23 protein-coding genes and 1 pseudogene are annotated in these 26,139 nt (G+C 72.5%); 16 read left to right on the top strand and 8 right to left on the bottom strand.

All coding sequences use genetic code 11. The features are described from left to right. Positions 1 to 89 precede the first annotated feature (89 nt). A pseudogene (locus ACFRAR_RS11735) lies at positions 90 to 626 on the bottom strand (alpha/beta hydrolase-fold protein); the annotation flags it as partial. A gap of 253 nt (positions 627 to 879) precedes the next feature. On the opposite strand from ACFRAR_RS11735, the gene ACFRAR_RS11730 reads away from it, so the two are divergent. Both ACFRAR_RS11730 and ACFRAR_RS11725 read left to right on the top strand, forming a co-directional pair. Beyond that, a complete protein-coding gene (locus ACFRAR_RS11730) occupies positions 880 to 1,086 on the top strand; it encodes a hypothetical protein (protein ID WP_380697388.1) in 207 nt (68 codons plus the stop codon). Then, positions 1,083 to 3,221: an NACHT domain-containing protein gene (locus ACFRAR_RS11725; protein ID WP_380697386.1), complete on the top strand. Its 2,139-nt coding sequence runs from the start codon at positions 1,083 to 1,085 to the stop codon at positions 3,219 to 3,221. Before ACFRAR_RS11730 ends, ACFRAR_RS11725 begins: the two co-directional genes overlap by 4 nt. Before the next feature lie 70 nt (positions 3,222 to 3,291). Here ACFRAR_RS11725 and ACFRAR_RS11720 read toward each other — a convergent pair whose 3' ends face one another. Next, the gene (locus ACFRAR_RS11720) at positions 3,292 to 3,891 is read right to left on the bottom strand and encodes a CGNR zinc finger domain-containing protein (protein ID WP_380697384.1); all 600 of its coding nucleotides are present in this window, start codon (positions 3,889 to 3,891) and stop codon (positions 3,292 to 3,294) included. 121 nt (positions 3,892 to 4,012) lie between these two features. Here ACFRAR_RS11720 and ACFRAR_RS11715 point away from each other — a divergent pair, with 121 nt between their 5' ends. From ACFRAR_RS11715 to ACFRAR_RS11705, 3 genes are all read left to right on the top strand, one after another. After that, on the top strand, positions 4,013 to 5,080 hold the full coding sequence (locus ACFRAR_RS11715; RefSeq protein ID WP_380697382.1) for an alcohol dehydrogenase catalytic domain-containing protein: 1,068 nt from the start codon (positions 4,013 to 4,015) through the stop codon (positions 5,078 to 5,080). A gap of 59 nt (positions 5,081 to 5,139) precedes the next feature. Beyond that, positions 5,140 to 6,120, top strand: coding sequence for an alpha/beta hydrolase (locus ACFRAR_RS11710; RefSeq protein WP_380697380.1), 981 nt, complete (start codon positions 5,140 to 5,142; stop codon positions 6,118 to 6,120). Between the two features lie 261 nt (positions 6,121 to 6,381). Beyond that, positions 6,382 to 7,320, top strand: a complete 939-nt coding sequence (locus ACFRAR_RS11705; RefSeq protein WP_380697378.1) for a hypothetical protein — start codon at positions 6,382 to 6,384, stop codon at positions 7,318 to 7,320. Between the two features lie 128 nt (positions 7,321 to 7,448). Here the strand turns inward: ACFRAR_RS11705 and ACFRAR_RS11700 are convergent, their stop codons facing one another. The 3 genes from ACFRAR_RS11700 to ACFRAR_RS11690 are packed head-to-tail and all read right to left on the bottom strand — an operon-like array spanning position 7,449 to position 9,490. Beyond that, positions 7,449 to 8,204, bottom strand: a complete 756-nt coding sequence (locus tag ACFRAR_RS11700; RefSeq protein ID WP_380697376.1) for an SDR family NAD(P)-dependent oxidoreductase — start codon at positions 8,202 to 8,204, stop codon at positions 7,449 to 7,451. Then, positions 8,188 to 8,883 carry a GntR family transcriptional regulator gene (locus ACFRAR_RS11695; RefSeq protein ID WP_380697374.1) on the bottom strand — a complete coding sequence of 232 codons (696 nt, stop codon included), beginning with the start codon at positions 8,881 to 8,883 and terminating at the stop codon, positions 8,188 to 8,190. The genes ACFRAR_RS11700 and ACFRAR_RS11695 overlap by 17 nt, the downstream gene beginning before the upstream one ends. 37 nt (positions 8,884 to 8,920) lie before the next feature. Then, a complete protein-coding gene (locus ACFRAR_RS11690; protein WP_380697372.1) occupies positions 8,921 to 9,490 on the bottom strand; it encodes a VOC family protein in 570 nt (189 codons plus the stop codon). Positions 9,491 to 9,628: 138 nt separating this feature from the next. Between ACFRAR_RS11690 and ACFRAR_RS11685 the strand changes: the two genes are divergently transcribed. From ACFRAR_RS11685 to ACFRAR_RS11660, 6 genes are all read left to right on the top strand, one after another. Then, positions 9,629 to 11,806: a thiamine pyrophosphate-dependent enzyme gene (locus tag ACFRAR_RS11685; protein WP_380697370.1), complete on the top strand. Its 2,178-nt coding sequence runs from the start codon at positions 9,629 to 9,631 to the stop codon at positions 11,804 to 11,806. A 32-nt stretch (positions 11,807 to 11,838) separates the two neighbouring features. Then, entirely contained in the window at positions 11,839 to 13,218 is a 1,380-nt protein-coding gene (locus tag ACFRAR_RS11680; RefSeq protein ID WP_380697368.1) for a dihydrolipoamide acetyltransferase family protein, read from the top strand. A 156-nt stretch (positions 13,219 to 13,374) separates the two neighbouring features. Continuing rightward, positions 13,375 to 14,694, top strand: a complete 1,320-nt coding sequence (locus ACFRAR_RS11675; RefSeq protein WP_380697366.1) for an MFS transporter — start codon at positions 13,375 to 13,377, stop codon at positions 14,692 to 14,694. A 143-nt stretch (positions 14,695 to 14,837) separates the two neighbouring features. After that, the gene (locus ACFRAR_RS11670) at positions 14,838 to 15,287 is read left to right on the top strand and encodes a hypothetical protein (protein ID WP_380697364.1); all 450 of its coding nucleotides are present in this window, start codon (positions 14,838 to 14,840) and stop codon (positions 15,285 to 15,287) included. A 133-nt stretch (positions 15,288 to 15,420) separates the two neighbouring features. After that, entirely contained in the window at positions 15,421 to 16,746 is a 1,326-nt protein-coding gene (locus ACFRAR_RS11665) for a sensor histidine kinase (RefSeq protein ID WP_380697362.1), read from the top strand. Next, on the top strand, positions 16,731 to 17,393 hold the full coding sequence (locus ACFRAR_RS11660; RefSeq protein ID WP_380697360.1) for a LuxR C-terminal-related transcriptional regulator: 663 nt from the start codon (positions 16,731 to 16,733) through the stop codon (positions 17,391 to 17,393). Before ACFRAR_RS11665 ends, ACFRAR_RS11660 begins: the two co-directional genes overlap by 16 nt. A 99-nt stretch (positions 17,394 to 17,492) precedes the next feature. On the opposite strand, the gene ACFRAR_RS11655 is transcribed toward ACFRAR_RS11660, so the two are convergent. Continuing rightward, on the bottom strand, positions 17,493 to 18,752 hold the full coding sequence (locus tag ACFRAR_RS11655) for an alpha/beta hydrolase family protein (protein ID WP_380697358.1): 1,260 nt from the start codon (positions 18,750 to 18,752) through the stop codon (positions 17,493 to 17,495). 495 nt (positions 18,753 to 19,247) lie between these two features. Next, positions 19,248 to 19,748 carry a diadenosine tetraphosphate hydrolase gene (locus ACFRAR_RS11650; RefSeq protein WP_380697356.1) on the bottom strand — a complete coding sequence of 167 codons (501 nt, stop codon included), beginning with the start codon at positions 19,746 to 19,748 and terminating at the stop codon, positions 19,248 to 19,250. Between the two features lie 77 nt (positions 19,749 to 19,825). Between ACFRAR_RS11650 and ACFRAR_RS11645 the strand changes: the two genes are divergently transcribed. Both ACFRAR_RS11645 and ACFRAR_RS11640 read left to right on the top strand, forming a co-directional pair. Continuing rightward, on the top strand, positions 19,826 to 20,611 hold the full coding sequence (locus ACFRAR_RS11645) for a hypothetical protein (protein ID WP_380697354.1): 786 nt from the start codon (positions 19,826 to 19,828) through the stop codon (positions 20,609 to 20,611). Between the two features lie 172 nt (positions 20,612 to 20,783). Next, positions 20,784 to 21,815 (top strand): AraC family transcriptional regulator, encoded by a 1,032-nt coding sequence (locus ACFRAR_RS11640; protein WP_380697352.1) that lies wholly within the window; start codon positions 20,784 to 20,786, stop codon positions 21,813 to 21,815. A 275-nt stretch (positions 21,816 to 22,090) separates the two neighbouring features. Here ACFRAR_RS11640 and ACFRAR_RS11635 read toward each other — a convergent pair whose 3' ends face one another. Continuing rightward, on the bottom strand, positions 22,091 to 23,062 hold the full coding sequence (locus ACFRAR_RS11635) for a LuxR C-terminal-related transcriptional regulator (protein WP_380697350.1): 972 nt from the start codon (positions 23,060 to 23,062) through the stop codon (positions 22,091 to 22,093). Between the two features lie 389 nt (positions 23,063 to 23,451). Between ACFRAR_RS11635 and ACFRAR_RS11630 the strand changes: the two genes are divergently transcribed. The 3 genes from ACFRAR_RS11630 to ACFRAR_RS11620 all read left to right on the top strand — a co-directional run bounded on the left by ACFRAR_RS11630 (position 23,452) and on the right by ACFRAR_RS11620 (position 25,948). After that, positions 23,452 to 23,667, top strand: a complete 216-nt coding sequence (locus ACFRAR_RS11630) for a hypothetical protein (RefSeq protein ID WP_380697348.1) — start codon at positions 23,452 to 23,454, stop codon at positions 23,665 to 23,667. Between the two features lie 9 nt (positions 23,668 to 23,676). Beyond that, positions 23,677 to 24,018, top strand: a complete 342-nt coding sequence (locus ACFRAR_RS11625) for a hypothetical protein (RefSeq protein WP_380697346.1) — start codon at positions 23,677 to 23,679, stop codon at positions 24,016 to 24,018. 256 nt (positions 24,019 to 24,274) lie between these two features. Next, complete coding sequence (locus ACFRAR_RS11620) at positions 24,275 to 25,948, top strand: CHAP domain-containing protein (protein WP_380697344.1); 1,674 nt, start codon at positions 24,275 to 24,277, stop codon at positions 25,946 to 25,948. The last annotated feature ends 191 nt before the right edge of the window (positions 25,949 to 26,139 follow it).

Below are 26,139 nucleotides of genomic sequence, written 5' to 3'. Positions count from 1 at the left end.
CGCTCCCGCAACTCAGCAAGATCATCACGCCTAACGCCCACGGTCCTCGCAACTCCCACAGATCGCGGGTGTTGCGAGGACCGTTAGAACCCAAGGACGGCCCTGGCCTTCCGGGTGGCGACGGTCCGCAGGTTCGCGTCGATGAACGGGATCACCTGGCCGAGGTGGAAGTTCTCCCAGTTCTGGGCCCCGGCAGGGGTGTTCTGGTCGCGCCAGTTGGCGTACCAGCTGCGGGCGCCGCCGTCCGGGATGACGGTGATCATCGCGTTCGAGGTGGTCAGCGCCGGGTAGGTCTGGTTGACGGGGTCGTCGGGCGCGCCGTGCAGGAAGTACAGCACCGGGTAGCGCTTGGCCGGGTCGCGGTAGTAGCCGCTCGGCAGAATGATTTTGATGTGGTGCGGGCCCGCGACCTCCCGCGTGGTCACGGTGAGGAGGAAGTCGGTGGGGCCGCCCACGGCCGGGGCGACCTGGGTCAGGCCGAACCCGTCCGCCATCGGGGGCGGCGTTCCGGCGCCGCCGCCGGCCCTCACGGTGCCCGCCGCGCCCGCGGTGCCGGTCAGGGCGGCCAGGAGGGCGGCCACCAGGGCCACCACCGCCGACCGCCACCGGCTCACTGTCCTCGTCACGGTGTTCTCCTTCGTGTGCTGGTCATCGGAGGTCACCGGACGACCGTCGCAGCGGTCGATGACAGGGCGATGACGCCTGCCGTCCGGGTATGAAACACCCGCTCGAATCATGCGATGGATCGTCATGTGTGTTCCAGAAAGGGCGACTTGTGGCTCGATGAGCCGGCTTCGGGGTTCGTCGTTCCCGTCCCGCGGCCGCTCCGGCGGGGCTAGGGTCGGAACACGGGCGGACGCGTGCCGGGGAGGAGCGAGCATGGTGGGCATCGAGCCGGCGGTCGGCTTCCCGTTCGCCCGGGCGCCGCGCGAGGCCGCCGCGGAGGTCCGGTCGGGCGACTCGGCCGGCCCGGCCGCCGGTGCGGGAACCGCCGGGACCACGGTGTCCGGGAACACCTTCCACGGGCCGACGGCGGTCTCGACCGGCGATCACAGCCGCCGGGAGAACCACGTCGGGGCCTCATGACCGGTGCGGAGCCGAACACCGGCCCCACGTACGGCTTCCACGGGCCCACCGCGATCAGCTGCGGCCCCAACAGCGTCCAGAACAACTACTTCGCCCTGCGTTTCCCCGACCAGGTGGAGACCCAGGCGCAGCGGCTGGGGGACGTGGTGCTGGCGCAGTGGCTCCGGGAGTCGGCGCTGCGCGGGGTGCGGGGTGCGGAGTCGATCCCGGTGCGGTGGCGCGAGAGACCGGACGGGCGGTTCGGTGACCATCCGGATCCGTCGGCGCTTCCGGGGGCACTTCCGGTGGCGGGTCCGGGGGCGGTTCCGGTGGCGGGCAACGCCGCGGATCCGGGCGCGTTCGCCGACGCGTTCCTGCGTCTGGGGCAGCGCAGGCTGGTCGTCCTGGGCGGCCCCGGCAGCGGCAAGTCGACCATGGCCGTGCTGCTGGTGGTGGAGCTGCTGCGGCGGATGCGCGAGGGGGATCCGGTTCCCGTCCTGCTGCCGCTCGCCTCCTGGCGGCCGCGGGTGGAGCACCTGGAGGCCTGGCTGGAGCGGCAGTTGCTGCGCGAGTACCCGTACCTGAGCGCGGGTACGGTCCGGCTCCTGCGCCAGGGCGGGCGGATCCTGCCCGTGCTCGACGGTCTGGACGAGCTGCCCGCCGACGAGCGGCCGCTGGCACTGGAGTGGCTCAACACGCTCGAGGTCGGGAACCCGCTGGTGCTGACCTGCCGGACGGAGGACTACGCGGCGGCGGTCGATCGCGCCGAGGTGCTCCGTTCGGCCACCGTGGTCGAGGCCGAGCCGCTGACCGCGGGGGAGGCCTCGGCGTACCTGCTCGGCAGCGCCACGCCGCAGCACCAGGAGCGCTGGCGCCCGCTCGCCGCCGCCCTCACCGCGGACCCGGACGGCCCCGCGGCCCGGGCCCTGACGGTTCCGCTGATGCTGTGGCTGTGCCGCACCGCCTACCGCCGTCCGGACCCCGGGCGGCGGCCCGAGGAGCTTGCCGAGCGGTGGCGTCTTCCGACGCCCGAGGCGGTCGAGGGCCATCTGCTGGACTCGCTGGTCCCCTCGGTGTACCCCGTGGGGCCGCTGCCGCCGCCCCAGCCCGGGCGCAGGGCGGCGGGCCGCTGGTCCCGGGAGGAGCGGAACCGGGATCCGGAACGGGTGTCCCGTTGGCTCGGTTTCCTCGCCCGCCACCTCGAACGGCGCCGCGGGCCGGGCCTCGCCTGGTGGGAACTGGGCACCAGCGTGCGGCCGGTGCCGCGCGTGCTCCTCGTCGGGCTCGCGGCCGGGGTGTTCGTGACCCTGCTCAACGGCGCCGTGAGCTGGCTCGAACACGGGTTCGCCGTCGCGATGCTGGACGGGCTGATCAACGGAATCCCGGCCGCCGTGACCTTCGGACTCCTGCACGGGATCGGCTTCGCGTCCCGGGGCGCGGCCCCGGAGCCGTCACGTGTGCGGATACGTCTTCGGGAGAGGGCCGGGCAGGCCCGGGCCAGGTCCGGTCGCGAGATCCTCGCACGCGCCGGCGCCGCGCTCGTGGCGGGGCTGGTGGGAGGAGCCGCTCTCGGTCTCATGGAAGGGGTCGGCAACGTCATGCGCTCGGGGAACGTGAGCTACCTCAAGGCCGGGCTGGTCGCCGCGGTGTACTACGGGCTCATCTTCGCCCTTTCCGGCGTTTCCACCGCGGTGCTGATCGCCTGGCTCGAAGCCCCCGTCACGATCGCGTCCGCGCCCGAACCCCGCGACCTGCTGGGCTTGAACCGTAGGGCCGTGCTCCTGCTGGGGCTCGTGTACGTGCCGGTGTTCGGCTGCCTGGTCTCGGTCGGACGCCTGCTCGTCATCGGGCTCCTCCACCACGGCCTCTGGGGCGTCAGGATGGTCTGGGACGACGAGACCGCGGTCAGGGCCGGAGTCCTCTCGACGCTCGGGATCGGGATCGGAGCCCTGTTCAGCCTGAGCGCGTGGGGCCAGTGGATCCTCTTCGCACGGTTCTGGCTGCCGCTGACCGGACGGCTGCCCCGGGCGACGCTGACCTTCCTGGAAGAAGCCCACGGCCGCGGTGTGCTGCGCAAGGACGGCGCCGTCTACCGGTTCCGCCACGACCGGCTCCAGCAGCACCTGGCCCGGAGCGCCGGCCGGCGCCGCCACTGAACCGCTCCGCGGTGGACCTCGACGCGATCGTCATTCCCGGTGACAGGTGGCAGGTGAGCGGGGGCCGGGGTCAGGCCCCGCTCTGCGACCTGGCCCGGTAGGTGCGCTTCTTGGCGAGGGCGCCGCAGGTCTTCATCGAGCACCAACGGCGGGCGCCCGCACGGGAGGTGTCGACGAACGGGGTGCCGCACGCGGGGTTTCCGCAGATGCGGACGCGTGTGCGGTGTTCCGAGCCGCAGAGCTCGATCAGGTCCCGCGCGACCATGGAGAGCACCCCCGCGACCCCGTTCCCGTGCCGGCGCACGGTGGCCGCGTCGGCCGAGAGTTCGGGTACGGAGGCGGGCTCGGCGGCGGCGCTGTTGATCAGCGCGATGTCCTCGGGGGCGGGCGCGGTCTCGTCGGCCAGGGCCCGGCCCGTGCGCTGGATCGCCTCGCGCAGCCGCCTGGCGCGGTCGAGGTCGGTTTCGGCGCAGGACGGCGCCACCGTGGTGCAGCCGCTCTCCACGCTCCAGCGGCCCAGGTCCTGGGGCCGGGCCAGCCGTTCGAAGGGCGTGTCCGTGCCGCGGTCGGCCAGGGTGCCGGCGAAGGCGAAGCAGAGCCGTGCGTCGTCGAAGCGGAAGTCGGCCTTGGCGCGCTGGCGCCCTTCGCGGCGACCGTCCTTGTCATCCATGTCCACCACTTTATGCGGTTGACATTGTGTCGGGCAAGCGCCTAGCTTCAAAGTCCACCGCTTGAACCGGTGGACTTTGAAGGTCTTCCGTCGCATCACGAGCCACCAGGAGGCCGCGTCCATGCGCGCCGCAGTCATCGAGGAACTCAACAAGCCGCTCGTCATCCAGGACGTACCCGACCCCGTGTGCCCGCCGGACGGCGCGATCCTGCGCGTCGGCGCCAACGGGATCTGCCGCACCGACTGGGCCCTGTGGGCCGGGAACTTCTGGACCGGCGGGCCGAGCGTCAAGCCCCCGTTCGTCCTCGGCCACGAGTTCGCCGGCACCGTCGTGGAGGTCGGCCGGGACGTACGGGACTGGCGGGAGGGCGACCGCGTCATCTTCCCGATGAACCCCGGCGAGGGCTCCTGCGAGATGTGCCGCAGCGGCAACCAGCAGGTGTGCGAGCACGTGGACTCGCTCGTGCCCGGGGTCTCCTACTGGGGCGCGTTCGCCGAGTACGTCATGGTCCGCTTCGCCGACGTCAACCTGGTCCGGGTGCCGGAGTCCGTCGGCTTCACGGACGTCGCCGCCCTCGCCTGCCGCTACATGACCGCCTTCCACGGCGTCGTCGACCAGGCGAAGGTCCGCGGCGGGGAGTGGGTCGCGGTGTACGGCGCCGGCGGCGGCATGGGCCTGTCGACGGTGGAGATCGCCGCCGCGACCGGAGCCAACGTCATCGCGATCGACATCACTGACGAGAAGCTGGCGGCCGCGCGGGCCCTGGGCGCGGTCCACACCGTCAACGCGGCGAAGGACGACCCGACGGAGGCGGTGAAGACCCTCACCGGGGGCGGAGCACACGTGTCGGTCGACTCCGTGGGGATCGCCGAGGCCTGCCGCAACTCCGTCCTGTCCCTGCGCACGCGGGGCCGCCACCTCCAACTCGGGCACACCACCGCCGCGGAGAAGGGAGACGTCGCGCTGCCGATCGACGTCATGATGGTCAAGGAGCTGGAGATCCTGAGCGCCTTCGGCATGCAGGGCCAGCGGTTCGGCACGATGCTGAACATGATCGCCGCCGGCCGCCTCTCCCCCGGCCGGATCGTGACCCGCACCGTAGGCCTCCACGAGGCGAGCGGGGTGCTGGAGTCCCTGGAGACGTACGGACCGACCGGCGTGGTCGTCATCGACGACTTCCAGGCCTGAGCCGTCCCGCCCGACGCCGCCGCGAGCGGCACCCCCATGGAAAGAAAGCAGGCACGACCATGCCCGTTTCCCGTCTGCTGATGGACCGGGAACTGAGCCGGGCACTCGACGGCGTCCCCATGACGCCCAACGGTGCGTTCGACCTCACCGACATCCCCGCGACGCGCGCGGCCTTCCGCGCACAGGCCGAGTCGACCGCCGCGAGCGAACCCGACGACCCGTCGGTCACCACCCGGGAGTACCGCGTCAGCCGCGCCGACGGCCCCGACGTGCCGGTCCGCCTGCTGCGTCCCGCCACCGCGCCGGGACCGCTGCCGGTGATGCTCTGGTTCCACGGCGGCGGCCAGGTACTCGGCTTCGCCGCCCAGGACGACGCCTGGCTCAAGCCGTTGTGCTCGCAGCTCGGCTGCGCCGTCGCCGTGGTCGACTACCGGCTCGCCCCAGAGACACCCGCTCCCGGCGCCGCCGAGGACGGCTTCACCGCCTACCAGTGGCTCGTCCGCGAAGCGCGGGATCTGGGCCTGGACGGCGCCCGGATCGGCATCGCGGGCCAGAGCGGCGGCGGAGGCATCGCCGCGGCCACCGTCTTGCTGGTCCGGGACCGCGGCGGCGCGGCACCCCTGTTCCAGTCGCTGACGTACCCCATGCTGGACGACCGCAACTCGACCGCGTCGAGCCACGAGATCACCGACATCGGCATCTGGGACCGCTCCACGAACCTCCTGGCCTGGCAGGCGATCCTGGGGGACCGCACCGGTACCGACGACGTCTCCCCCTACTCGGCACCCTCCCGTGCGAAGGACCTCGGCGCGCTGCCGCAGACCTTCATCGCGGTCGGCGAACTCGACTGCTTCCGCGACGAGGACCTCGACTACGCCGCGCGCCTGCGCGCCCACGGCGTCCCGGTCGAACTGCACCTCTACCCGGGCGCCTACCACGCCTTCGACCTGCTCGCCCCCGAGTCACGGCTCGCGGCCGCCTTCCGGCAGACCTGGCTCGACTACCTCGCCCGCCGGTTCCAGGACACCTCCGCCCCGTGACGCACTCGGGCCGGCTCGTACGCCGGTGCCGGCCCCGACCGAGGTCCTCGGCCGGGGCCGGCCTGTCCCGGAGCCCGGCCGAGGATTCCCGGAAAGATTTTTCGACCCACCTGCAACCCCCGGCGGGGACAGACGTCCATCAGGGTGAAGGCACGGAGAACGAGACCGGCGGAGCCGGGGGGTTCGTCCGCTCACGAGGAGTGGAGCCGGTCGTCTTCACCCGACAACACCGTCAGACACATGTCCCTGGGGGGTCACGTCATGAGCACGTCCGTCATCAACCGTTTTGCGAAGAACGACCGCTCCTTCGCCGGCCGCCGCCGCATCGCCGCCCTCGCCGCCACCGCCGTCCTCGCGGGCGGCGTCCAGGTCCTCGCGATGAGCGACACCGCCTGGGCCTGCGGCGCTCCGTCCAAGTCCACCGCTCCGTCCAAGTCCTCCGCTCCGTCCGCGACCGCACCCGCGGTCCGGCACGAGGGCACGGCCGAGGTCGGGTTCTTCATGACGCCGTCGCTGGCCATCACGGCCGGCGGCCCGAAGGTGGAGATCCCGATCGAGGCCGCCAACTTCACCGGCGCACCGTACCGTTCGGTCACGCCCGCGCTCTCCCTCTACAACGAGAAGGGCGCCCCGCTGCGCGGCGACTACCTGACCGTGGAGGAGGGCGGTCCCAAGGGCTGGGAGAAGGTGCCCCTCGTCCGCGGCTGCGACCCGGGCCTGTTCGCGATCGGCAGGCACGGCGAGCCCGTGGCCGACGGGCGGGCCACCCACTTCACCTTCCGGGTCGGCCTCTCCGCCGGAGCTCCGGCCGACCTCCGCGAAATCCGGGTCGGCATCACGGCGGACACCGAGGACGGCGGGCACGCGCCCTGGGTCTTCAAGACCATGTCGGTGTCGCTCCCCACGCCGAAGCCCCAGCAGTCCACCGCCACCGCGAAGCCCACCACCCCGGCCAAGCCCAAGCCCGTACCCACGAAGGCCGCCGAGCCGGCCGAGCCCGCGCCCACGAAGGCCGCCGAGCCGGCCGCCGACCGCACCCCGTCCGCCGCGCCGGCCACCACCGCGCCGGCCGGTACCCCCGAGCTCGCGCACACCGGTGCCGCCGAGACCAACACCTTCCTCGCCACCTCCTCCGCCGTGCTGCTCGCCCTGGGCGCCGGCGTGCTGCTCACCGTCCGCCGCCTCCGCCGTCAGCGGTAGTCGGAGGACGGGGACGACGGATGCGGTGGGGTACCTACGGGTAGGGGTTGCTGTCACAGAGGATGCCGCGCTCCTCTCCGTCCTCACCGGTCCGGGCCCCGGACTCGGACGATGTCGAGGGCCGGGGCTCAGATCATGTGCATGCCGCCGTTGACCTGGATGGTCTCGCCGTGGACGAAGCTCGCCGCGGGGGAGCACAGGAAGGTGACGACGGAGGCGACTTCCTCGGGCCTGCCCAGCCGGCCCATGGGCGTGCTGGAGAGCGCGTCCTCGCCCCGGGTGGCGACGTAGTCGCGGGTCATGGGGGTCTCGATGATCCCCGGCGAGACCGTGTTGACCCGGGCGTGCCCGCCCAGTTCCCAGGCGAGGCTACGGGAGAAGGCGAGCAGGGCGCCCTTGGTGGCGGCGTAGTGGGCGTGCCGGACGCTGCCCCGGTGGCCTGCCATGGAGGCGAGGTTGACGATGGCGCCGTGCTTGTTGAGGTGCGGCAGGACGGCGCGGGTGAGGAAGAAGACCCCGTCGAGGTTGACGGACATGACGGTCTTCCACTGCTCGTCGGTCATGTCGGCGACGGCCTGTTCGGGGTAGATCCCGGCAGCGGGCACCAGGAAGTCGACCGAGCCGAACTCCTCGACGGCGGCGTCGACGAACGCGGTGTTGCTCTGCGCCGAGGCCGCGTCCAGGTGCCGGGTCAGCACCCGGCCCCCGCCGGTCCCGAGTGAGGCGGCGAACTCCTCCAGGGCCGCGGGGTGCAGGTCGCCCAGCGCCAGGTGGGCGCCGGCCGCGTGGAACTGGCGGGCGACCTCGCGGGCGATGCCGCCGTTCGCGCCGGAGAGCAGCAGGGTCTTGCCGTGGAAGGGGGTGGGGTCACTCGGCGGTGTCATTCTCGTCCTCGCGAAAGAGTTCGGGGTGTTGTACCAGTTGGAGGCGCGTGCGGCGGATGTGTCCGGTGAGGAAGCGTTCGGCGTCCTCGGGGTCGCCGCGCCGGATCGCCTCGATGATCAGGCGGTGTTCGGCGTGGATCAGCTCCCAGCCGGTGGTGTCGGTGATCCGGGCGAACGCGCGGCGGTAGTGCTGCGTGGTGTTCCAGAAGCGGTCCACCATCTCGGTGAGCTGGCCGACGGGGCAGCCGGCGTAGGTGAGCAGGTGCAGCCGGCGGTCCAGGACGAGGAAGCGGTCGACGTCGGTGCTGGCCTCGATCTGCGCCGCGAGGTCGGCGAGTTCGGCGATCTGGACCGCGGTCAGGTGCGGGATGCTCTCGCTCAGCGCGAGCGGTTCGAGCCGTTCCCTGATCTTGTAGACCCCCTCGCACTCGCGCATGTCCATCTTGGAGACCCAGGCGCCGCTGTTGGACTTGACGACGGTCAGTCCTTCGGCGGCGAGGATCCTCAGGGCCTCGCGGACCGGCAGGCGGCTGGCGCCGAGCCGTTCGGCGACCTGTTCCTGCATGATCCGCGCCCCGGGCGGCAGTTCGCCGTTCAGGATGGCGGTGCGCAGGTGGTCGGCGACCCGCTGGCTGGCGACGGCGGAGGCGCTGGGTCCGGTTGTCGGGTTCTGGGGCACGGCGGGTTCGGCTCGCTTTCCGGTGCGGGGGCGGTGTTCAGTCGGAAGGCTGCCACAACGGCACGGGCGCGCCGTCCCCGCACCTCTTGCCGTGCGGATAGGAGACCAGCTCCAGCTGCATCCCCCAGGGGGTGAGGAAGTAGACCCAGCGCTGGCCCTCGCTGGGGCCGCTGCTCGCGGTCGGCTCGCCGAGGATCCGTACTCCGTGGCGGCGCAGGTGGTCGACGGCGGCGTCGAGGTCGGTGACGTAGAAGGCCAGGTGGTGGCCGCCGATGTCGCTGTTGCGGGGCTGGTCCGTGTGTCGGCCGGGGGCCTCGTACTCGAAGATCTCGAAGTCGGGGCCGCCGGCGCAGCGGAAGAAGCGCAGCTCGCGCATGACGGCACGCGGGTGCACGTTCAGGTGCTCCGCCATCCAGGTGCCGTCGGAGCGGAACGGCCCGAGCGAGTAGACGTACCGGCAGCCGATCACCTCGACGAAGAACCGCGTCGCCTCGTCGAGGTCGGGGACGGTGAAGCCGATGTGGTCGACCCGGGTCAGCCCCGGCAGCCCGTGCCGCGGGGTTTCCTCGCCCCGTTCTCGCGATGAATGGATCCATTGGTCTGGCATGGATATCACCCTGATCCGCAACAGGCGCCATAGTCAAGGGGTTTCACCGGCACCGGAACATCACACTCCGGTAACGAGGGCTTGGCTATGGATCCATTCGCTGCGACAGTGCTGGTCGAAACACCAAGGGGAGTTCACATGCCTACACACCGGAAGCTGGCCGCGGCATCGCCCTGGACACAGCTGACAGCGACCCGCAAGGACTGGCAGGACGCCGACCCCGCGCTGCTGACCTCGATGTTCGCCCAGACCCTGCTGATCAGGACCTTCGAGGAGTACGTCCTCGACCTCGCGTCCCAGGGACTGGTCCACGGCCCGGCCCACTCCAGCATCGGCCAGGAGGGCGGCGCGGTCGGCTCCGTGCACGCGTTGACCAGCGCGGACTTCGTCGGCGGCTCGCACCGGGGACACCACCAGTTCCTCGCCAAGGCCCTGGGCCACGTCGCCCCGCACGGCATCGACCCGCGCCGACCGGTGAGCGACGACGTCCGTACCGTCCTCACCCGCAGCCTCGCCGAGATCTGCGGCCTGGCCCGCGGCTTCTGCCGGGGCCGGGGCGGATCCATGCACCTCCAGTGGCGCGAGGCCGGGGCGATCGGCACCAACGCCATCGTCGGCGGCGGCGTCCCGCAGTCCGCCGGGTTCGCCTGGTCGGCGCGGCAGGCCGGCACCGACGCGGTGTCGGTCGCCTACTTCGGCGACGGCGCGGTGAACATCGGCTCCGTCCTGGAGACGATGAACCTCGCCGCCGCCTGGAAGCTGCCGGTCTGCTTCTTCATCGAGAACAACCGGTACGCCGTCTCCACCCACGTGGACGAGGTCACCGCCGAACCCCGGCTCTCCGCACGCGGCCTGGGCTTCAACATCCCGGCCTGGCAGGTGGACGGCATGGACCCCCTCGCCACCCACCTCGCCATGCGCGAAGCCGTCGCACACATGCGCGCCGGCGACGGCCCCACCATCGTGGAGGCCGAGGTCTACCGCTACTACCACCAGAACGGCCCATTCCCCGGCAGCGCGTTCGGCTACCGCACCAAGGACGAGGAGAAGGAGTGGCGGGCCCGCGACCCGCTGGCCCTCCTCGCCGAACGGCTCACCGAGCGCGGCATCCTGGACACCGCGGCCGTCGAGGAGTGCACGGCGCGGGCCAGGGAACTGCTGGCCGGCATCGGCGACGAACTGCTGGAACCCGACCCGGACGGCAAGCCCGGAACGCGCCGGATCAAGCCCGCCGAGTGGCCCGACCCGTCCTTCCGCGACGTGGGCGTACGCGGCGACCTCTCGGAGTTCGACGGCGTGCGCCAGGCCGACCTGGACACCTTCACCGGCGCCACCGCCGACCGCAGGTTCATCGACGTCGTCTCCGAAGTGATGCGCCGTCGGATGGCCCAGGACGACTCGATCGTCGTCATGGGCGAGGACGTCCACCGTCTCAAGGGCGGCACCAACGGCGCCACCAAGGGCCTCGCCGAGGCCCACCCCGACCGCTGCCTGGGCACGCCCATCAGCGAGAACGCCTTCGCCGGACTCGGCTGCGGCATCGCGCTGGACGGCCGCTACACACCGGTGGTCGAGTTCATGTACGCGGACTTCATGTGGGTCGCGGCCGACCAGATCTTCAACCAGATCGGCAAGGCGCGGCACATGTTCGGCGGCGACGGCGACGTGCCGCTCGTGCTGCGCAGCAAGGTCGCCATGGGCACCGGCTACGGCTCCCAGCACTCCATGGACCCGGCCGGCGTCTTCGCCACGGCACCCGGCTGGCGGATCGTCGCCCCCTCCACCCCCTTCGACTACGTCGGCCTGATGAACTCCGCGCTGACCTGCAAGGACCCGGTCGTCGTGCTGGAGCACGTGGACCTCTACAACTCCACCGGCACCGGCCCGGTGGACGACCTCGACTACTGCCTGCCGGTGGGCAAGGCCGCGGTGCGCCGCACCGGCTCGGCCCTCACCGTCGTCTCGTACCTCGCGATGACCGGCCACGTCCTGGAGGCCGTCGAACAGCTCGGGCTGGACGCCGAGGTGATCGACCTGCGCTGGCTGGACCGGGCCAGCCTGGACTGGGACACCCTCGGCGCGAGCATCCGCAAGACCAACAACGTGCTTCTCGCCGAACAGGGCCCCCTCGGCACGTCCTACGGCGGCTGGCTGGCCGACGAGATCCAGCGCCGCTACTTCGACTGGCTCGACCAGCCGGTCCAGCGCCTCACCGCCGGGGAGTCCTCGCCCAGCATCAGCAAGGTGCTGGAGCGCGCGGCCATCGCGCGGACCCCGGAGGCCGTCGCCGCGCTCCGCCGGGTCACCGAGCACTGACCCCGACCCCACGTGACCCAGGAGGGTTCCCCATGGCTGAACTGTTCCGCATGCCGGCGGTGGCCGCCGACGACACGACGGGGGTCCTGTCCGCCTGGCAGGTGGCGGAGGGCGCCGCCTTCGCGGCGGACGACGCGCTGATCTCCGTCGAGACCGACAAGGCGGAGGTCGACGTTCCCGCCGAGCGCCCCGGCGTCCTGCTCAAGACGCTGTACGAGCCCGGCGCCGAGATCGAGGTGGGCACCCCCGTCGCGGTCCTCGGCGCACCGGGCGAATCCGTCGGGGACCTCGACGCGCTGCTCGCCGAGCTGGGCGTGGCCTTCGCCGGCGGGGCGGGCGTCATCCGTCCCGAACGCCGGACCGTACCGGACACCCCGGCCCCGGCTGCTCCCGGCCCCGGCCCCGGGACCGCGCCGGACGCCGGACCGCGGCCCCCCGCGCCCGCCGCGCCCGCCGCGCCCCCGGCGACGGGAGCCGGACCCGCGCCCGGCGCGCGGCTGTTCACCAGTCCGCTCGCCCGCCGGCTGGCCCGCGAGGCCGGGCTGGAACCGGCCGAGCTGACCGGCACCGGCCCGGGGGGCCGGATCGTGCGCCGGGACGTCGAGGCCGCCGTCGCCGCCCGGCCGCACCGGCCGGAGCCGAGCACCCCGCCCCGGGAGCCGGCCGACCGGGCCGCGCCCCCGGCTCCCCCGCAGGTGCGGGCCCCGGCCGCCCCGGCCGCCCCGGAAGGCGCCGGCCACCAGGACATCCCGCACACCCGGATGCGGCGGGCCATCGCCGCACGGCTGACCGAGAGCAAGCAGCACACCCCGCACTTCTACCTCCGCGCGACCTGCGAGGTGGACGAACTGCTCGCCTTCCGGCAGCGGATCAACGCGGCGAGCCCGGTCAAGGTCTCCCTCAACGACATCCTGGTCAAGGCCGCCGCGCTCGCGCACACGGCCGTACCCGAGATGAACGCGACCTGGCACGCGGACGCCGTACGCCGCTACGAGAGCGTGGACGTCTCGATCGCCGTCGCCACCGACGGGGGACTGCTGACGCCGGTCCTGCGGGGCGTCGAACGCATGTCGCTGTCGGCGGTCGCCACCGCGACCCGGGACCACGCGGAGCGGGCGCGCTCCGGCACCCTGCGGCAGGCCGACCTGGAAGGCGGCTCCCTCACGATCTCGAACCTCGGGATGTACGGGGTCGAGGAGTTCGCCGCCATCATCAACCCGCCCCAGGCCGCCATCCTGGCCGTCGGCGCGGTACGGGACGCGGCCGTGGTCCGCGACGGCGCGGTCACGGCGGTCAAGGCGATGACCGTGGTCCTCTCCGTGGACCACCGGCCGGTGGACGGCGCCGTCGCCGCCCGCTGGCTCGCCGCCTTCACCGGCGCGCTCGCCGACCCGATCCGGATCGTGATCTGAGCCCGTCCCCTCCCCGCCGGGCGGTGCCGCAGGCTCCACCCCCCACGCCTGCCGCACCGCCCGGCCCCCGGCCGTGGTCCCGCCCCCGCGGATCACGGACCCCAGGCCGCTGACCACGGACCGTCTGGACCCTCCCTCACTCCCCTAAGGACACCGATGTCTTCGCCCCCCGCCCCCACACCCCGCGACACCCTCGGCGAGCTGGACAGACGCAACCTCCGCCGGCTGATGCCGCTGCTGCTGGCGGCCTACATCATGTCGTTCCTCGACCGGACCAACATCGGTCTGGCCAAGGAACGGCTGGAGGTCGACCTCGGCATATCCGCCGCCGCCTACGGGCTCGGAGCGGGCCTGTTCTTCCTCACGTACGCGGTGTCCGAGATACCCAGCAACCTGGTCATGCACCGGGTGGGCGCCCGCTGGTGGATCACCCGGATCATGCTCACCTGGGGCGTCATCTCGGCCTGCATGGCGTTCGTCCGGGGAGAGAAGTCCTTCTACGCGATGCGGCTGCTGCTCGGCGCCGCCGAGGCGGGCCTGCTGCCGGGCATCCTCCTCTACTTCACGTACTGGTTCCGCTCCGGCACCCGGGGCCGGGCCATCGGCCTGCTGCTGCTCGGGGCGTCGATCGCCAGCGTGCTCGGCAACCCGCTGGGCGGCCTGCTGCTGGAGATGGACGGGATCGGCGGCTGGCACGGCTGGCAGTGGATGTTCGTCATCGAGGGCCTTCCCTGCGTCCTGCTGGCCTTCGTCGTCCTGCGGTACCTCCCGGACGGCCCGGCCACGGCCCCGTGGCTGACCGCCAGGGAGGCGGCGCTGGTCAGCGAGGCGGCGGCCCGCGAGCAGGAGGAAGGTGCCAAGGCCGCCGGGACCAGCTCGGGTTCCCTGCTGACGGTGCTGCGCGACAGGCAGATGCTCATCGCGATCTTCGCCAACTGGACGCATCAGGTGGCGCTCTACTCCGTCGTCTACTTCCTGCCCGGCATCATCGGCGGCTGGGGACACCCGTCACCGTTCACCATCGGGCTGCTGACCAGCCTGCCCTGGGTGACGGCCGCGATCGGTGCCGTCATGGTGCCACCCCGTGCCACCACACCCCTCCGCTCCCGCAACTTCGTGGTGACCGGCCTGCTGATGATGTTCGTCGGGCTCGTCGTCGCCACCGTGTCCAGCCCCGTGATCGCACTGCTCGGCTTCTGCTTCACCGGCCTGGCGTTCTTCGTCGTCCAGCCGCTCCTGTTCAACTTCCCCGGCACCCGCCTGGAGGGCAGGACCCTCGCCGGCGGCCTGGCGCTGCTCAACACGGTCGGCATCACCGGTGGCTTCGTCGGCCCCTACGTCATGGGCTGGGCCGAGGAGAGCACCGGCAACCACCTGGCCGGCCTGTGGATCTCCATCGTGCTGCTGGCCCTCGGCGCCGCGGCCGCCACCCGCCTGCGGTTCTCGCCCAAGGGCGGACGGGGCGAGGAGGGCTGACCCCTGACGTGCTGCCGGGTCAGCACCCGCGGGCCCGGCACGGGAGTGGGTCCAGCCCCACCCCACCGTACGGACAGACCCATGTCGGGCCCGTTCCGTGATCCGTAGCGTCAGTGGCACAACGACACGAGGGAGTACGGACCATGGCGAACACCGACGATCCCACCGGCGCGGCCACGCGGCTCGGCGACTCCAGCACCCGTGGCGCGCTCGACACCGTCAGGACCTGCGTCACGCTGTTCGGCGCGATCGGCGCGATCGTCCTCGGCACCGTCGCGGTGATGGCGTTCACCGGCCACGAGGCGACACCCTTCATGTGGATCCGGGGCGCGATCCTGTTCCTGGTCACCTTCCTGCTCCACCGGTACGCGAACCGCGCCGCGCGGGGCGACCACCGGAGCTTCGACCGGCTGCGCACCCTGTCCGCCGTCATGCCGATCGCGATCATCGCCGTGGACCTGGTCCCCGGCCTCTGCCCGGCCTGGTACGCGGTGATCCAGGGCCTGTCCGCGCTCGCCCTGGTCGCGGTCGCCCTCCTCACCCGCGGTGCCGCGCTGAGCGCCGCCTTCCCCGCCCCCGCCAGGAAGAAGTGACGTGCGCAGGACCTGCCTCCTCCGCACCGGATGGCCGGACCGCCCGCGGTGTCCGGCCGTCAGGCGTACCTCGCCGACTCCCGAACCGGTCCCGGCTGCCACAATCGATCACCGCTGCGAAAGGAACTGGCCGATGAGCGGAGCGTCGAGGGGCAACCTCGCGGGGTGGGTCGGGGAGATCGGGCGCGGGCTGTGCCGGTCCGTCGTGCTGACCGGGCTGACCTGCGTGATGGTCCTGGTCACCGTGCCCGTGGGCTGGGCCGGCTCCGCCCTGGCCTACTCCTGGTCGGACGAGATGACCGTCCCGCCGGCCGTCCGCGCGCTGGCCGTGGTCGGCGAGACCCTCCTGGTGGTGCTCTGGGTGGCCGTGGCCGCGTGGACGGTCCACCCGCTGACCAGCCGGGCGCTCGCCCGGACCGCCCGCCGGTGCGCGGCGAACTGGCTGGGCCTGGACGTCGAGGTGACGTACCGTACGGTCCCGCCGGTGACCCGGATGGCCACCGGCTTCTGGTGGGACGGCCACGAGTACCACAAGTCCGAGCGGGAGGCCCGCCGCCGGGCCAGGGTGCACGCCCGGTTCCACGACCCGCAGCTGCACTGGGACGGCGTATGGGCGCTGGCGGCCGCGGTCACCGTGCTGCCGGTCGCCGCGCTGCCGCTGCTGGCGCTCGGATACGGCGGCTACATGGCGGTGACGCCCGGTCTGACCGGCTACGGCGTCGCCCTGGTGGCGGCCGGCCTGGCCGGCGCCCCGTTCGCGTGGCGGATCCTCGGCCCGGTCGGACAGCGGCTCCTCGGCCCGGTGCCCAGCACCCGCCTCGGCCGGCAGGTCGAGGAACTGAAGGCCATCCGGGCCGATCTGACGCAGACCCAGGCCGCCGAACTGGAACGGATCGAGCGCGGCCTGCACGACGGCGCGCAGGCCCGGCTGGTGGCGATGGGCATGTCGATGGGCGCCGCCGAACGGCTCGTCGACACCGACCCGCAGGCCGCGAAGGCGATCCTCGCCGATGCCCGCGCCACCTCCGTCACCGCGCTGGACGAACTGCGCTCGCTGGTGCGCGGCATCAACCCGCCGGTGCTCACCGAACGCGGCCTGGTCGACGCCCTGCGGGCGCTGGCCCTGGACTCCTCGGTGAAGGTCGCCGTGCGCAGCCAGGTGCCCGCCCGGCCGGAGCGCCCGGTCGAGTCGGCGGTCTACTTCTCCGTCGCCGAACTGCTGGCCAACGTCGCCAAGCACGCGCGCGCCGAACGCGTCACGGTCGAACTCGGTTATGCGACACGGATACTCACTGTTACCGTGAGCGATGACGGAATCGGCGGAGCCACCGCCTCCACGGGGTCCGGCCTGACCGGCGTCGAGCGCCGCGTCGCGGCCTTCGGCGGGCGCCTGGAGATCGACAGCCCCGCCGGGGGACCCACTCGTATCACCGTGGCGGTGCCGTGCGAATTGTCATAGCCGAAGACCTCTTCCTGCTCCGGGACGGGCTGGTGCGCCTCGTCGAGGCGTACGGGCACACCGTCGTCGCGGCCGTCGGCTCCGGGCCGGACACCCTGGAGGCCCTGGTCGACCACCGGCCGGACGTGGCGATCGTCGACGTCCGGCTGCCGCCGACCTTCTCCGACGAAGGGCTCCAGGCCGCCCTGGCCGCGCGCCGGACCGTCCCCGGTCTGCCGGTGCTGATCCTCTCCCAGCACGTCGAGCAGTTGTACGCCCGGGACCTGCTCGCGGACGGGCACGGCGGCATCGGCTACCAGCTCAAGGACCGGGTACTGAACGCCGAGCAGTTCATGGACGCCGTCCAGCGGGTCGCCGACGGCGGCACCGCGCTCGACCCGACGGTCGTCGCCAAGCTGCTGGGCCGGCCGATGCGGGCCGACCCGCTGGGCACCCTCACCGAGCGGGAGCGCTCGGTGCTGGCGCTGATGGCCGAGGGCCTGTCCAACGCGGCGATCGCGGCCAGGCTGTTCCTCTCCGACGGCTCGATCAGCAAGTACACCACCACGATCTTCGCCAAGCTCGGCCTGGCCGAGGACGACGACACCAACCGCCGGGTCCGGGCCGTCCTCGCCTACCTGGGGGCCGACGGCCAGGACGAGCAGTGAGCGCACGCCCCGGCGGCCCGGTGCCCCGGCGGCCATGGAGGCCACGGCCGACTCGCCGGTCGTCGGCCCGTCCCGCGAGCGGGGACAGACCGACGGTTCTCAAGGAAGTCGGCTGAACCAGCGCACGATGGCCGCCGTGCCGGCGACGTTGGAGCCGAGGTGCCTGGAGCCGGCGAAGTCCGGGGTACCGAGGTCGACGACCTCCGCGTTCGCTCCGTGCGACCGCAGCGCGGCCTCGCAATGGTCGGTGTTGGCGTTGGCCGCCTGCTCGTCCGCGTCGGCCGCGTACAGCCGGACCGGGACGCGTGGTGCCCAGTCGCAGGTGCCGTCGGCGACCCGGAGTGCCTTGGCCAGACGGCCGGTCGGATGGCGCAGCATCTCGAAGCCGCGTGGGGTGAGCAGTGCGTCGATGGTGTCGGGCGTGCCCGCGAAGAGCTGCGGGCCGGTGTGCGAGCCGTCGAACAGCGACTCGATCGTGCGGTCGTACGGCGCCTGGAAGACGTCGCCCGGGGAGTCGTACAGATGGTGCAGCCGGTTCCACGCGACCAGAAGGTACGCCGCGTACAGCACACTCGACTTCGGTTCGAGAGAGCCGTCGAGCAGTGCCGGCAGCTCGGCGGACCGGAAGTCATAGGCGCCGCTGACCGGTGCGACGGCCCGGAGCCGGAACCACCGGTCGTCGCCGGCCTGGAGTGTCCGGGCGAGTCCCATCGCCGCCGAGGCCCCCTGGGAGAACCCGGTGACCAGCACGTCGTGGCCCAGCGCACGGCCCGTGCCCGAGACGAAGGCACGGGCGGCCCGGAGCATGTCCAGGGAGGCGGTCGTCTCCGACGGCACGTCCATCCAGGGGTGGGGCCCCGGGCCGGCGCCCAGACCGACGTAGTCCGGGGCGACGGCGGCGAACCCGGCGGACGCGTACGTGAGGGCGGGCGAGGACACGAACCCGGCCGTGACCATGGAGGAGGGGGCGTCGGAGCGGTAACTGGTCGTGCCGTGGGTGAACGACACCGTCCGCAACTCGTGTTCGCCGCCGCGGGGCAGCACCAGCAGCCCGCTGGCGGTGATCGGCCGACCGTCGGGGTCCACGGTTCGGTACACCAGTCGGTAGGCGTCCACTCCGAACCGGACCGTGCTCGCGTCGTACCTGGCGCCGGCCAGTGCCGCGGCGACGTCCTCCTTCGTGGCCAGGGTGGTCCTCTGCTGAGCGGAGACCAGCCGCCCACGGTCGCTCGGGTGCGCCGGGTCCGCCGACGCGGCCCCCGTCGTCACGGTCGCGGCGGCCAGGACGGCCAGGGCCGCCCCGGCGTTCAGCCGACGACGCGCGGACCGTAATCTGCCTGCCTGGTAGGTGGGTTCCATGTCGCCGACGCTACGTACGGTGACCCTCGTGCCACAGTCCGGCCAGCAGGCGTATCGGTCCTGGGGTTGTCCCTACCGCGAACAGTGGCGCCCTCAGGCGCCTGCCTAGGAAGAGCCCGCCGGTCGCGAAGCGTGGTTCACGGCTGGGTCCCCGGCCCGGACCGGGGACCGTCAGCACACGGGCCCGGACCTCGCTGCCCCACCCTGTGCCCCGGTCGCTCCAGTCGCTGGGACGCGGCTGGGCACCTCGCGCTGTCGTGGCCGCGGGGCCGCTGCGGTCTGCGGTCTGCGGTCAAGGTCGCGCGGGTCGCGGGCGGGTACCGGCGGCGCGGGACCCGCGCCGCCGGGGTGCGGCGGGGCTGTGAAGCGGTGTCCGGGCAGGTCGGCGGCGGCCGGGCGCGCTTGCCCGGGCGGCCGTGGCGGTTCCGGTGCCGGCCCGTGCGTGGCCGCTCCCTGCGGTGCCGTCCGGCCCGGTTGCCCACGGCCCGGCGTGTGTCATCCCGCGTTCCGCGGCCCGGCAGCCGGCGCGGACAGCGCGTCGAGTTCGTGGCCGATCGCCTCGCGCCAGGCGTCATGGCGCGGTCCGAGCGCGTGTGCGGGATCGCGCCAGTTCTCCGCGGGATACAGCCACACCGGGCGACGGACGAGATCCGGGCTCTCCCACTCGAACCGGGGCCACACGTGCGCGTGCAGGAAGCCGTCGGTGTTGCCGAGGATCTCCAGGTTCACCCGCCGGAACCGCGGGTCCAGGCGCCGACAGGCCCGCTCCACGGCCTCACCCAGCCGGTCCATGTCCGCCAGGAAGGCCATTCGCCTGCTCCGCGGAAGATCGGACAGGCGCTGCACGTCGGGCTCGTCCGTCAGCAGAACCGAATACCCCGGCAGGAACTGCACGTCACCGATCACCGCAAACCCCGCGTCAAGCCGCCGCAGCACCGTGGGGTTCACGCCTCTCAGGGCGCTGCCGATCCTGTCGTCCCGCCAATCCTCAGCCATGACAGCGCACCCTACACACGTGTGGTCACCCGGGTGTGGCCGCCGCCCTGTCGCAGGGCTCCGCTACGGTGCCGTCCATGACCAACCACCCCACCGCCGTCGCGGGTGCCCACTGGGACCACCAACTCGCCCACGCCTTCGGCGTCCTGATCGGCCGTCCCCTCGCGGAGTTCGACCCGGAAGCGGTCTACGTCGCCCGCGTCGGCGGCAACTACCCCGACGAGAGCGGCCTTTGGGCCGAGCACGCCTGGGTTCGCCCGGCGGCGCTGCGCGGTGAGGAGCCGTTCGTGTCCGCGCTCCACCTGTTCGACGAGGCCGAGGGCACGCCGGTCTTCGACCCGAGCGCATCCGTCTTCGAGTTCCGGCCCGCCGACGGCACGGCGGAGCTCCCCGAGGGCTTCGCCGCCGCCGTCAAGGCCGCCTGCTTCAGTGGCCGGCTCCTGCGCGGCGCCGACCTGGCCCCGCTGCTGGAGCGGTACGGCGTCGACCTCACCGCCCCCGGGTTCGCGGGCACCTGGCAGGTCTTCGCCGCCGTGCTCGTCAGTGACGGCACGCTCCTGGACGCCCTGCGCGCGGCCTTCGCCACCGGCCGCACCCCCGAGGAACTGACGCCCTTCACCGCCGAGCCCGACGAGGAGTGGATGCGGGAGCTGGCCGCGATCCCCGATCCCGCACTCCGCGCCCACCTGGGCTACTTCTGCACCGATGGCGACGAGGGTCTGATGCCCGTCCTGGACGACACCACGGCCCATGGCCTGGAGCACGCGGGCTGCGAGGCGGTCGTGGGCTGGGAGGACGGACACGGCCAGGTCGAGGTCACCGTGATCCGGCTCGGCGACCTCGTCACGGGCGCACGCCGCTGAGTGTCCTCGCCGACGGTCGCCGACGGTCGGCGTCCCGGTCGGCTCGAACAGGAGGATCGAGGCGCCGGACGGCCCCGGCTGGCCGTGGACCGCCCGAAACCCTGCTTGTCATGGCTGCCGCTGGAATTGATGATGTTGCCAGGGGAACCCCGCCGGCTCGGCGGAGGAGTGCATGCTGGGGGTGGAGATGACGGCGGCGGATGTCGTCCCGGGTGCTCCGTGGGACGAGGGCGTGCCCGCGAAGGACCGATTCGAGTGCTGGCGGGACCTGATGGGACGGACCCGGGAGTGCGATGCGACCAGCGCTCACGCAGACAGCTTCGAGGCGCAGCTGCAGCGGTCGGAGCTGGGGGCGGCGACGATGTTCTGGACATCGTTCCGCTCGGCCCGCTTCGTCCGCAACGAACGGATGGTGAGGCGCTCGCACGGCCCGGAGCTCTACCACCTGTCCCTGATGACCTCCGGCGCGGCGGCGTTGAAGCGCGGGCAGGACCAGCGAGAAAGACCCAGGTCCGGGGAACTGTGGCTGACGGACAGCACCACCCCCTACGACGTCCGGCTCTTCGGCACCGGCGCCGAGGACGCCCACGTGGTGGGACTGGGCATCGACATCCCCCAGCCACTGCTGCCGGTGCCGCACCGCCTGGTGCGCAGCCTCCTCGGCCGGTCACTGGCCGCGAACTCGGGCTCCGGTGCGCTGCTCACGGACTTCCTGCCAAGACTGGGCCGCCAGGCCCACACCCTGCGGCGGGCGGAGGCCTCCCGGCTCGGGACGGTCGTCGTCGACCTGGTCGCCGCCTGGGTCGCCCAGGAACTCGACGCCGCCCCCGCGCTTTCCCAGGAAGCCCGGCGGCGAGCCCTGATGGAGAGCGTCCGGGCGTTCATCCGGCACAATCTCCACGACCCCGGCCTGACCCCGGCCGTGATCGCCGCCGCCCACCACATCTCCGTCAGCCACCTGCACCGTGTCTTCACCCACGAGTCGCAGGGCGAGACCGTCGCCGCGGCGATCCGCACCCAACGGCTGAGGAAAGCCCGCCGCGAACTGGCCGACCCCGCGCTGCGCACCGTCCCGGTGCACGTCGTTGCCACCCGCTGCGGCATCCCGCGGGCCGCTGAGTTCAGCCGGGCCTTCAGGAACGCCTACGGGCTCTCGCCGCGTGAGCATCGCCACCGGGCTCTGACCGGGCCCGGCGATGCGTAGCCGCGGAACGTACGGACCGGCGCGGTGGGCGCCCGGGCCCGGTCTCCGCTTGCCCGTCTCGCTGCCCGCCGCCCAACCGGGCGCGCGACCTCGGCCGCTCTCTCCGGTCGTGACGGCGGGGGTGCGGTGCGGGCGGACGTCCTGCTCGGAGGTCCGCACCCCCGACTGACCCGCCGACTCCCGGATGCCCCAGGAGACAGCCGTGTCCGCCCCCTGGTCGGCCCGGCCGTGCCCGTGGTTTCGGTTGGCGCTCCGATGCCGGTTGCTCCGGGGGTTCAGAGCCAGCCGCGCTGGGCGGCTTTGATGCCGGCTTCGAAGCGGCTGCTGGCGCCGAGGCGTTCCATGATCGCGGACATGTGGCGGCTGACGGTGCGTGAGGAGATGCCGAGGCGCTGCCCGGCGGTGTCGTCGGTGAGGCCGGAGCCGAGCAGGCGCAGCAGCTCGCGTTCGGTGGGGGAGAGTCCGGTGCGGGTGTCCTCGGGGTGGGTGGCGCCGAGGGGGACGGCGGTGTTCCAGGCCTGTTCGAAGAGGTCGGTCAGGGCGGCGAGGATGCCGGGTTCGGTGATGTGCAGGGCGCCCTTGCGGTTGTCCTCGGGGTCGATGGGGACGAGGGCTTCTCGGCGGTCGATGATGACCATGCGGGGTGGGATGGTGGCTGCGGTGCGGACCTCGCCGCCGTGGCTGAGGAGCCACTGGGCGTAGGTGGCGACGTGGGGCTGGTTGCGGGTGGAGTCCTGGTAGAGGGTGCGCATGGCGATGCCGCGGGAGAGTGCCTCGGTGTCGGTGGGCCGCGCGGTGGCGAGGTCCTCGGGCCGCTGGTTGCCGGGCTGGCTGGCGAGTGCCTCGGCGGTGGCGTCGTGGCCCATGCGTTCCAGCCGGGCCTGGATGGCGTCGAGGCCGAGCAGGCGCTCGCCGTGGGCGGCGCGGTGTTCGGCGCGGTCGGCGACCATGCGGGCGACGGCCGCCCTCGATGCCGCTAACTGTGCCTGGCGGGAGGCGAGTTCGGCTTCCTGAGCGGCGAGCATGTCGGCCAGGCCGATGTCTGGGCTGACTGCGCGCAGCTCGCCGGGGCGCTCCAGGGAGGCCCGTACGAGGGTGAGGCGGCCGAGCTCGTCGAGGTGCTCGTGGACGTCGGCGGTGCTCAGGCCGCAGTGCGCGGCGATCTCGTCCACGCCGTGGGCGGGGTGGTCGAGCATTGCCTGGTACACGGCGGTGGCCCCGGCGGTGAGGCCCAGTACTTCCAGCATGTCGCGCCCCCCGGCACTCGTTGGCCGTCCCCCGGTCGGGCGGCCCGGCGTATCCAAACAGAGGCGCGACGGCCCGCTCAAGGCCCGGATGGGGGCCTTCGGTGGGATTTGCGGGTTCTTGAGAAGGGTTCCTGATGCTGCGTGCTCATGTCCGTGTATGCAGAGCCAAGAAATCTTGGCATGCACTCGTCATCGTGTCGAGGGTTCGCCAGGCGACCGGGCGCCAGCGGAAAGCCCTTCCAGTCGCACCGGAGAGCGACGAGAGTAGTGATCGCCGCCAGGCAGGCCCGACAGAAACGGCCCGGCGCGGCAACCGGACGCAGCGTCAACCGCGGGACGCCTCGACCGGATCGGCACACTTCTCCCGTCAATCCCAGAAGGGCCCAGTCATGATCCGCACTCGTATCGCCCAGGTCGCCGCGGTCGCCGCCGTCTCGCTCACCGCCCTCCTGGCCGTCCCGGCCACCGCCTCCGCCGCTGCCGACACGGCCCCGGCCACCGGCGCCACAACCACCGCCACCGGCTCCGACGGTTTCGGCTGGAGCGGCGCCCCCACCGCCACCACCACGCCCGCCTCCACCGACAGCTTCAGCTGGGGCGGCTGAGAGCCCCCGGTGGAGATCGTCTATGCCAGCCTGAAACGCCGGCAGCCGGCTGCGGCGGCCGGGGCGACGGGAGAGGCCGAGGCGGCTGAAGCCGTGGACGCCCTCTGGGCGCACGCCGAGCCCGCCGACGGACTCCAGCACGCCAGCGCACAGCCCGCCGGCGACCGGATCGACCTCCTGCTCTACCTGCTCAGCCGCGACCCGTTCGACCCGTTGGGCCGGCTCGACCCCGCCGCCGCCGTCTTCCGCGCACACGGCCTGATCGCCCGCAGTCACCGCACCTCACCGACGCTCAGGCGGCGCTACCTGCCCCCGGAGCCCCCGCAAGCCACGGACCACACTGCCCGGTGACGGCCGCACCGGCTGTGCATCCGTCGCACCGCCGGCTGAACACTTCCGCCCTCGCACTGCCGCGCCGCGCGGCCCGTGACGGCGTCCGCCGAACCGAGCCTCCGCCCTCGGTCGGCAACCGCCCTCGGTCGGCAATCGCTGCCGGACGACATCGATGCGCCGGCGCCTGAACTACCCGCTGCCCGCCACCCCGACCCATGTCAGGCGTGCGCGTAGCGGTCCGACTCGCCCACACCTATCGCTCTGGAGATCCCACATGTCCCGCGTCCGTACCCGCCTCGCCTCCTCCGCCGCCGCCGTCACCCTGGCCGCCTCCGGCCTCGGCATCCTGGCCGTCCCCGGGGCCCACGCCTCGGCGCTCACCGACGGGATCGTCCAGACGGCCACGAGCCAGCTCGACAACGACGCCTGCGGCAACGGCGGCTACTACGCCTCCGGCACCGACCAGCACCTCAGCTGCTCCGGCGGCTACCAGGCCCACGCCTGGTGCGCGGACTTCGCCGGCTGGGTGTGGCAGAAGAACGGCGTCCAGAACCTCGGCATCCTGAACGACCTCGCCAACAGCTTCCAGACCTACGCGGACAAGTACCAGGGCGGGCTGTCCAGCACCCCGCACGTGGGCGACGCCGTCTTCTTCCACCCGAACGCCTTCAGCGGCACCGACTACGACCACGTCGCGATCGTCACCGCGGTCAACGGGGACGGCACCATCGACTACATCGGCGGCAACCAGGGGAAGACGAGCCCGAAGACGGTCACCCGCAACGCCCACATGCCCTCGCGCCCCGGCTCGGTGGTGTGGGAGACCCGCGGCTACAACGTCAATCTCCAGGGCTACGCCAGCCCCGTCGGCGGGAAGACCACGCCCCCGCCGGTCACCGACCCGGTCGGTTCCCAGGTCTCGGGCATCGCGCCGGCCACCGTCTACAACCCCGACAACGGCACCGCCGAGATCTTCGCCATCGGCACCGACGGCGTCCTCTCCCACGCCTACATCACCAACGGCGGCCAGTGGACGGACTGGTACCCGATCGACCCCTCGTTCCACTTCACCGGCAAGCCCACCGCCGTCTACAACCCGAGCAACAAGACCACCGAGGTCTTCGCCATCGGCACGGACGGCGTCCTGTCGCACGCCTACATCACCAACGGCCAGTGGAGCTCCTGGAGCACCATGAACTCCAACTGGCGCTTCACCGGCTCCCCGACCGCGGTCTACAACCCGTCGGCGAACGCCGTCGAGCTGTTCGCGATCGGCACCGACGGCAAGCTCAACCACCAGTACTACGCCGGCGGCCACTGGTCGGGCTGGATCACCATGGGCGACGCGACCTTCATCGGCTCCCCGACCGCCGTCTACGAGTCCGACCTCAACTCCGCCGAGGTGTTCGCCATCGGCTCCGACGGTGTCCTGTCCCACAGCTACAGCGTCAACGGCTCCCGATGGAGCGACTTCGCCCAGCTGGACCCGAGCTACCGCTTCACCGGCGCGCCCGCCGTCGTCTACAACCCGAACAACAGGACCGCCGAGGTGTTCGCGATCGGCGCCGCCGACGGCGTCATGTCGCACGCCTACAGCGGCAGCGGCGGCCAGTGGAGCGGCTGGAGCACCCTCGACGCGGGCTACAGGTTCGCGGGCGTGCCGTCGGCGGTCTACAACTCCACCACCAAGGCCGTCGAGCTGTTCGGCACCGGCACCGACGGCGTCCTCAACCACAAGTACTACCTGGGCAACTCCTGGTCGGCCTGGGAGTCGCTCGGCAACTGGAAGTTCGCCGGTGCGCCCGCGACCCTCAACGAGCCGAACACCAACGCCACCGAGGTCTTCGCCATCGGCCAGGACGGCACGGTCGGCCACGCCTACACCAGCAACGGCAGCCCCTTCAGCAACTGGTACGCCGTGGGCACCCGGAAGTTCAACACCCACTGATCCCGGGCCATCCTCCACCGCGGCCGGGTCCACCCGGGCCCGGCCGCCGTGGCCGGTTCATCCGACCCCACGATCAACCGGCCGGCCGACAGGCCACCTCGCAACAGGAACCTGGACACCGACCGAACCGCACGGAGGCCGTCACCCTACGGTGACGGCCTCCGCCGCTGTCCCCGGGCCGCGGGGAAGAG

Origin of the sequence: Kitasatospora sp. NPDC056651, from assembly GCF_042792155.1 — a bacterium.
GTDB lineage: Bacteria > Actinomycetota > Actinomycetes > Streptomycetales > Streptomycetaceae > Kitasatospora.
The sequence above is the reverse complement of the archived record's forward strand: the minus strand, read 5'-3'. Positions and strand labels throughout refer to the sequence as shown.

Bases quoted from the DNA above. Each gene is read 5' to 3' on its own strand.
- ACFRAR_RS11730 (WP_380697388.1), top strand. From the start codon at position 880: ATGGTGGGCATCGAGCCGGCGGTCGGCTTCCCGTTCGCCCGGGCGCCG.
- ACFRAR_RS11725 (WP_380697386.1), top strand. From the start codon at position 1,083: ATGACCGGTGCGGAGCCGAACACCGGCCCCACGTACGGCTTCCACGGG.
- ACFRAR_RS11720 (WP_380697384.1), bottom strand. From the start codon at position 3,891: ATGGATGACAAGGACGGTCGCCGCGAAGGGCGCCAGCGCGCCAAGGCC.
- ACFRAR_RS11715 (WP_380697382.1), top strand. From the start codon at position 4,013: ATGCGCGCCGCAGTCATCGAGGAACTCAACAAGCCGCTCGTCATCCAG.
- ACFRAR_RS11710 (WP_380697380.1), top strand. From the start codon at position 5,140: ATGCCCGTTTCCCGTCTGCTGATGGACCGGGAACTGAGCCGGGCACTC.
- ACFRAR_RS11705 (WP_380697378.1), top strand. From the start codon at position 6,382: ATGAGCACGTCCGTCATCAACCGTTTTGCGAAGAACGACCGCTCCTTC.
- ACFRAR_RS11700 (WP_380697376.1), bottom strand. From the start codon at position 8,204: ATGACACCGCCGAGTGACCCCACCCCCTTCCACGGCAAGACCCTGCTG.
- ACFRAR_RS11690 (WP_380697372.1), bottom strand. From the start codon at position 9,490: ATGCCAGACCAATGGATCCATTCATCGCGAGAACGGGGCGAGGAAACC.
- ACFRAR_RS11685 (WP_380697370.1), top strand. From the start codon at position 9,629: ATGCCTACACACCGGAAGCTGGCCGCGGCATCGCCCTGGACACAGCTG.
- ACFRAR_RS11680 (WP_380697368.1), top strand. From the start codon at position 11,839: ATGGCTGAACTGTTCCGCATGCCGGCGGTGGCCGCCGACGACACGACG.
- ACFRAR_RS11675 (WP_380697366.1), top strand. From the start codon at position 13,375: ATGTCTTCGCCCCCCGCCCCCACACCCCGCGACACCCTCGGCGAGCTG.
- ACFRAR_RS11670 (WP_380697364.1), top strand. From the start codon at position 14,838: ATGGCGAACACCGACGATCCCACCGGCGCGGCCACGCGGCTCGGCGAC.
- ACFRAR_RS11665 (WP_380697362.1), top strand. From the start codon at position 15,421: ATGAGCGGAGCGTCGAGGGGCAACCTCGCGGGGTGGGTCGGGGAGATC.
- ACFRAR_RS11655 (WP_380697358.1), bottom strand. From the start codon at position 18,752: ATGGAACCCACCTACCAGGCAGGCAGATTACGGTCCGCGCGTCGTCGG.
- ACFRAR_RS11650 (WP_380697356.1), bottom strand. From the start codon at position 19,748: ATGGCTGAGGATTGGCGGGACGACAGGATCGGCAGCGCCCTGAGAGGC.
- ACFRAR_RS11645 (WP_380697354.1), top strand. From the start codon at position 19,826: ATGACCAACCACCCCACCGCCGTCGCGGGTGCCCACTGGGACCACCAA.
- ACFRAR_RS11640 (WP_380697352.1), top strand. From the start codon at position 20,784: ATGCTGGGGGTGGAGATGACGGCGGCGGATGTCGTCCCGGGTGCTCCG.
- ACFRAR_RS11635 (WP_380697350.1), bottom strand. From the start codon at position 23,062: ATGCTGGAAGTACTGGGCCTCACCGCCGGGGCCACCGCCGTGTACCAG.
- ACFRAR_RS11630 (WP_380697348.1), top strand. From the start codon at position 23,452: ATGATCCGCACTCGTATCGCCCAGGTCGCCGCGGTCGCCGCCGTCTCG.
- ACFRAR_RS11620 (WP_380697344.1), top strand. From the start codon at position 24,275: ATGTCCCGCGTCCGTACCCGCCTCGCCTCCTCCGCCGCCGCCGTCACC.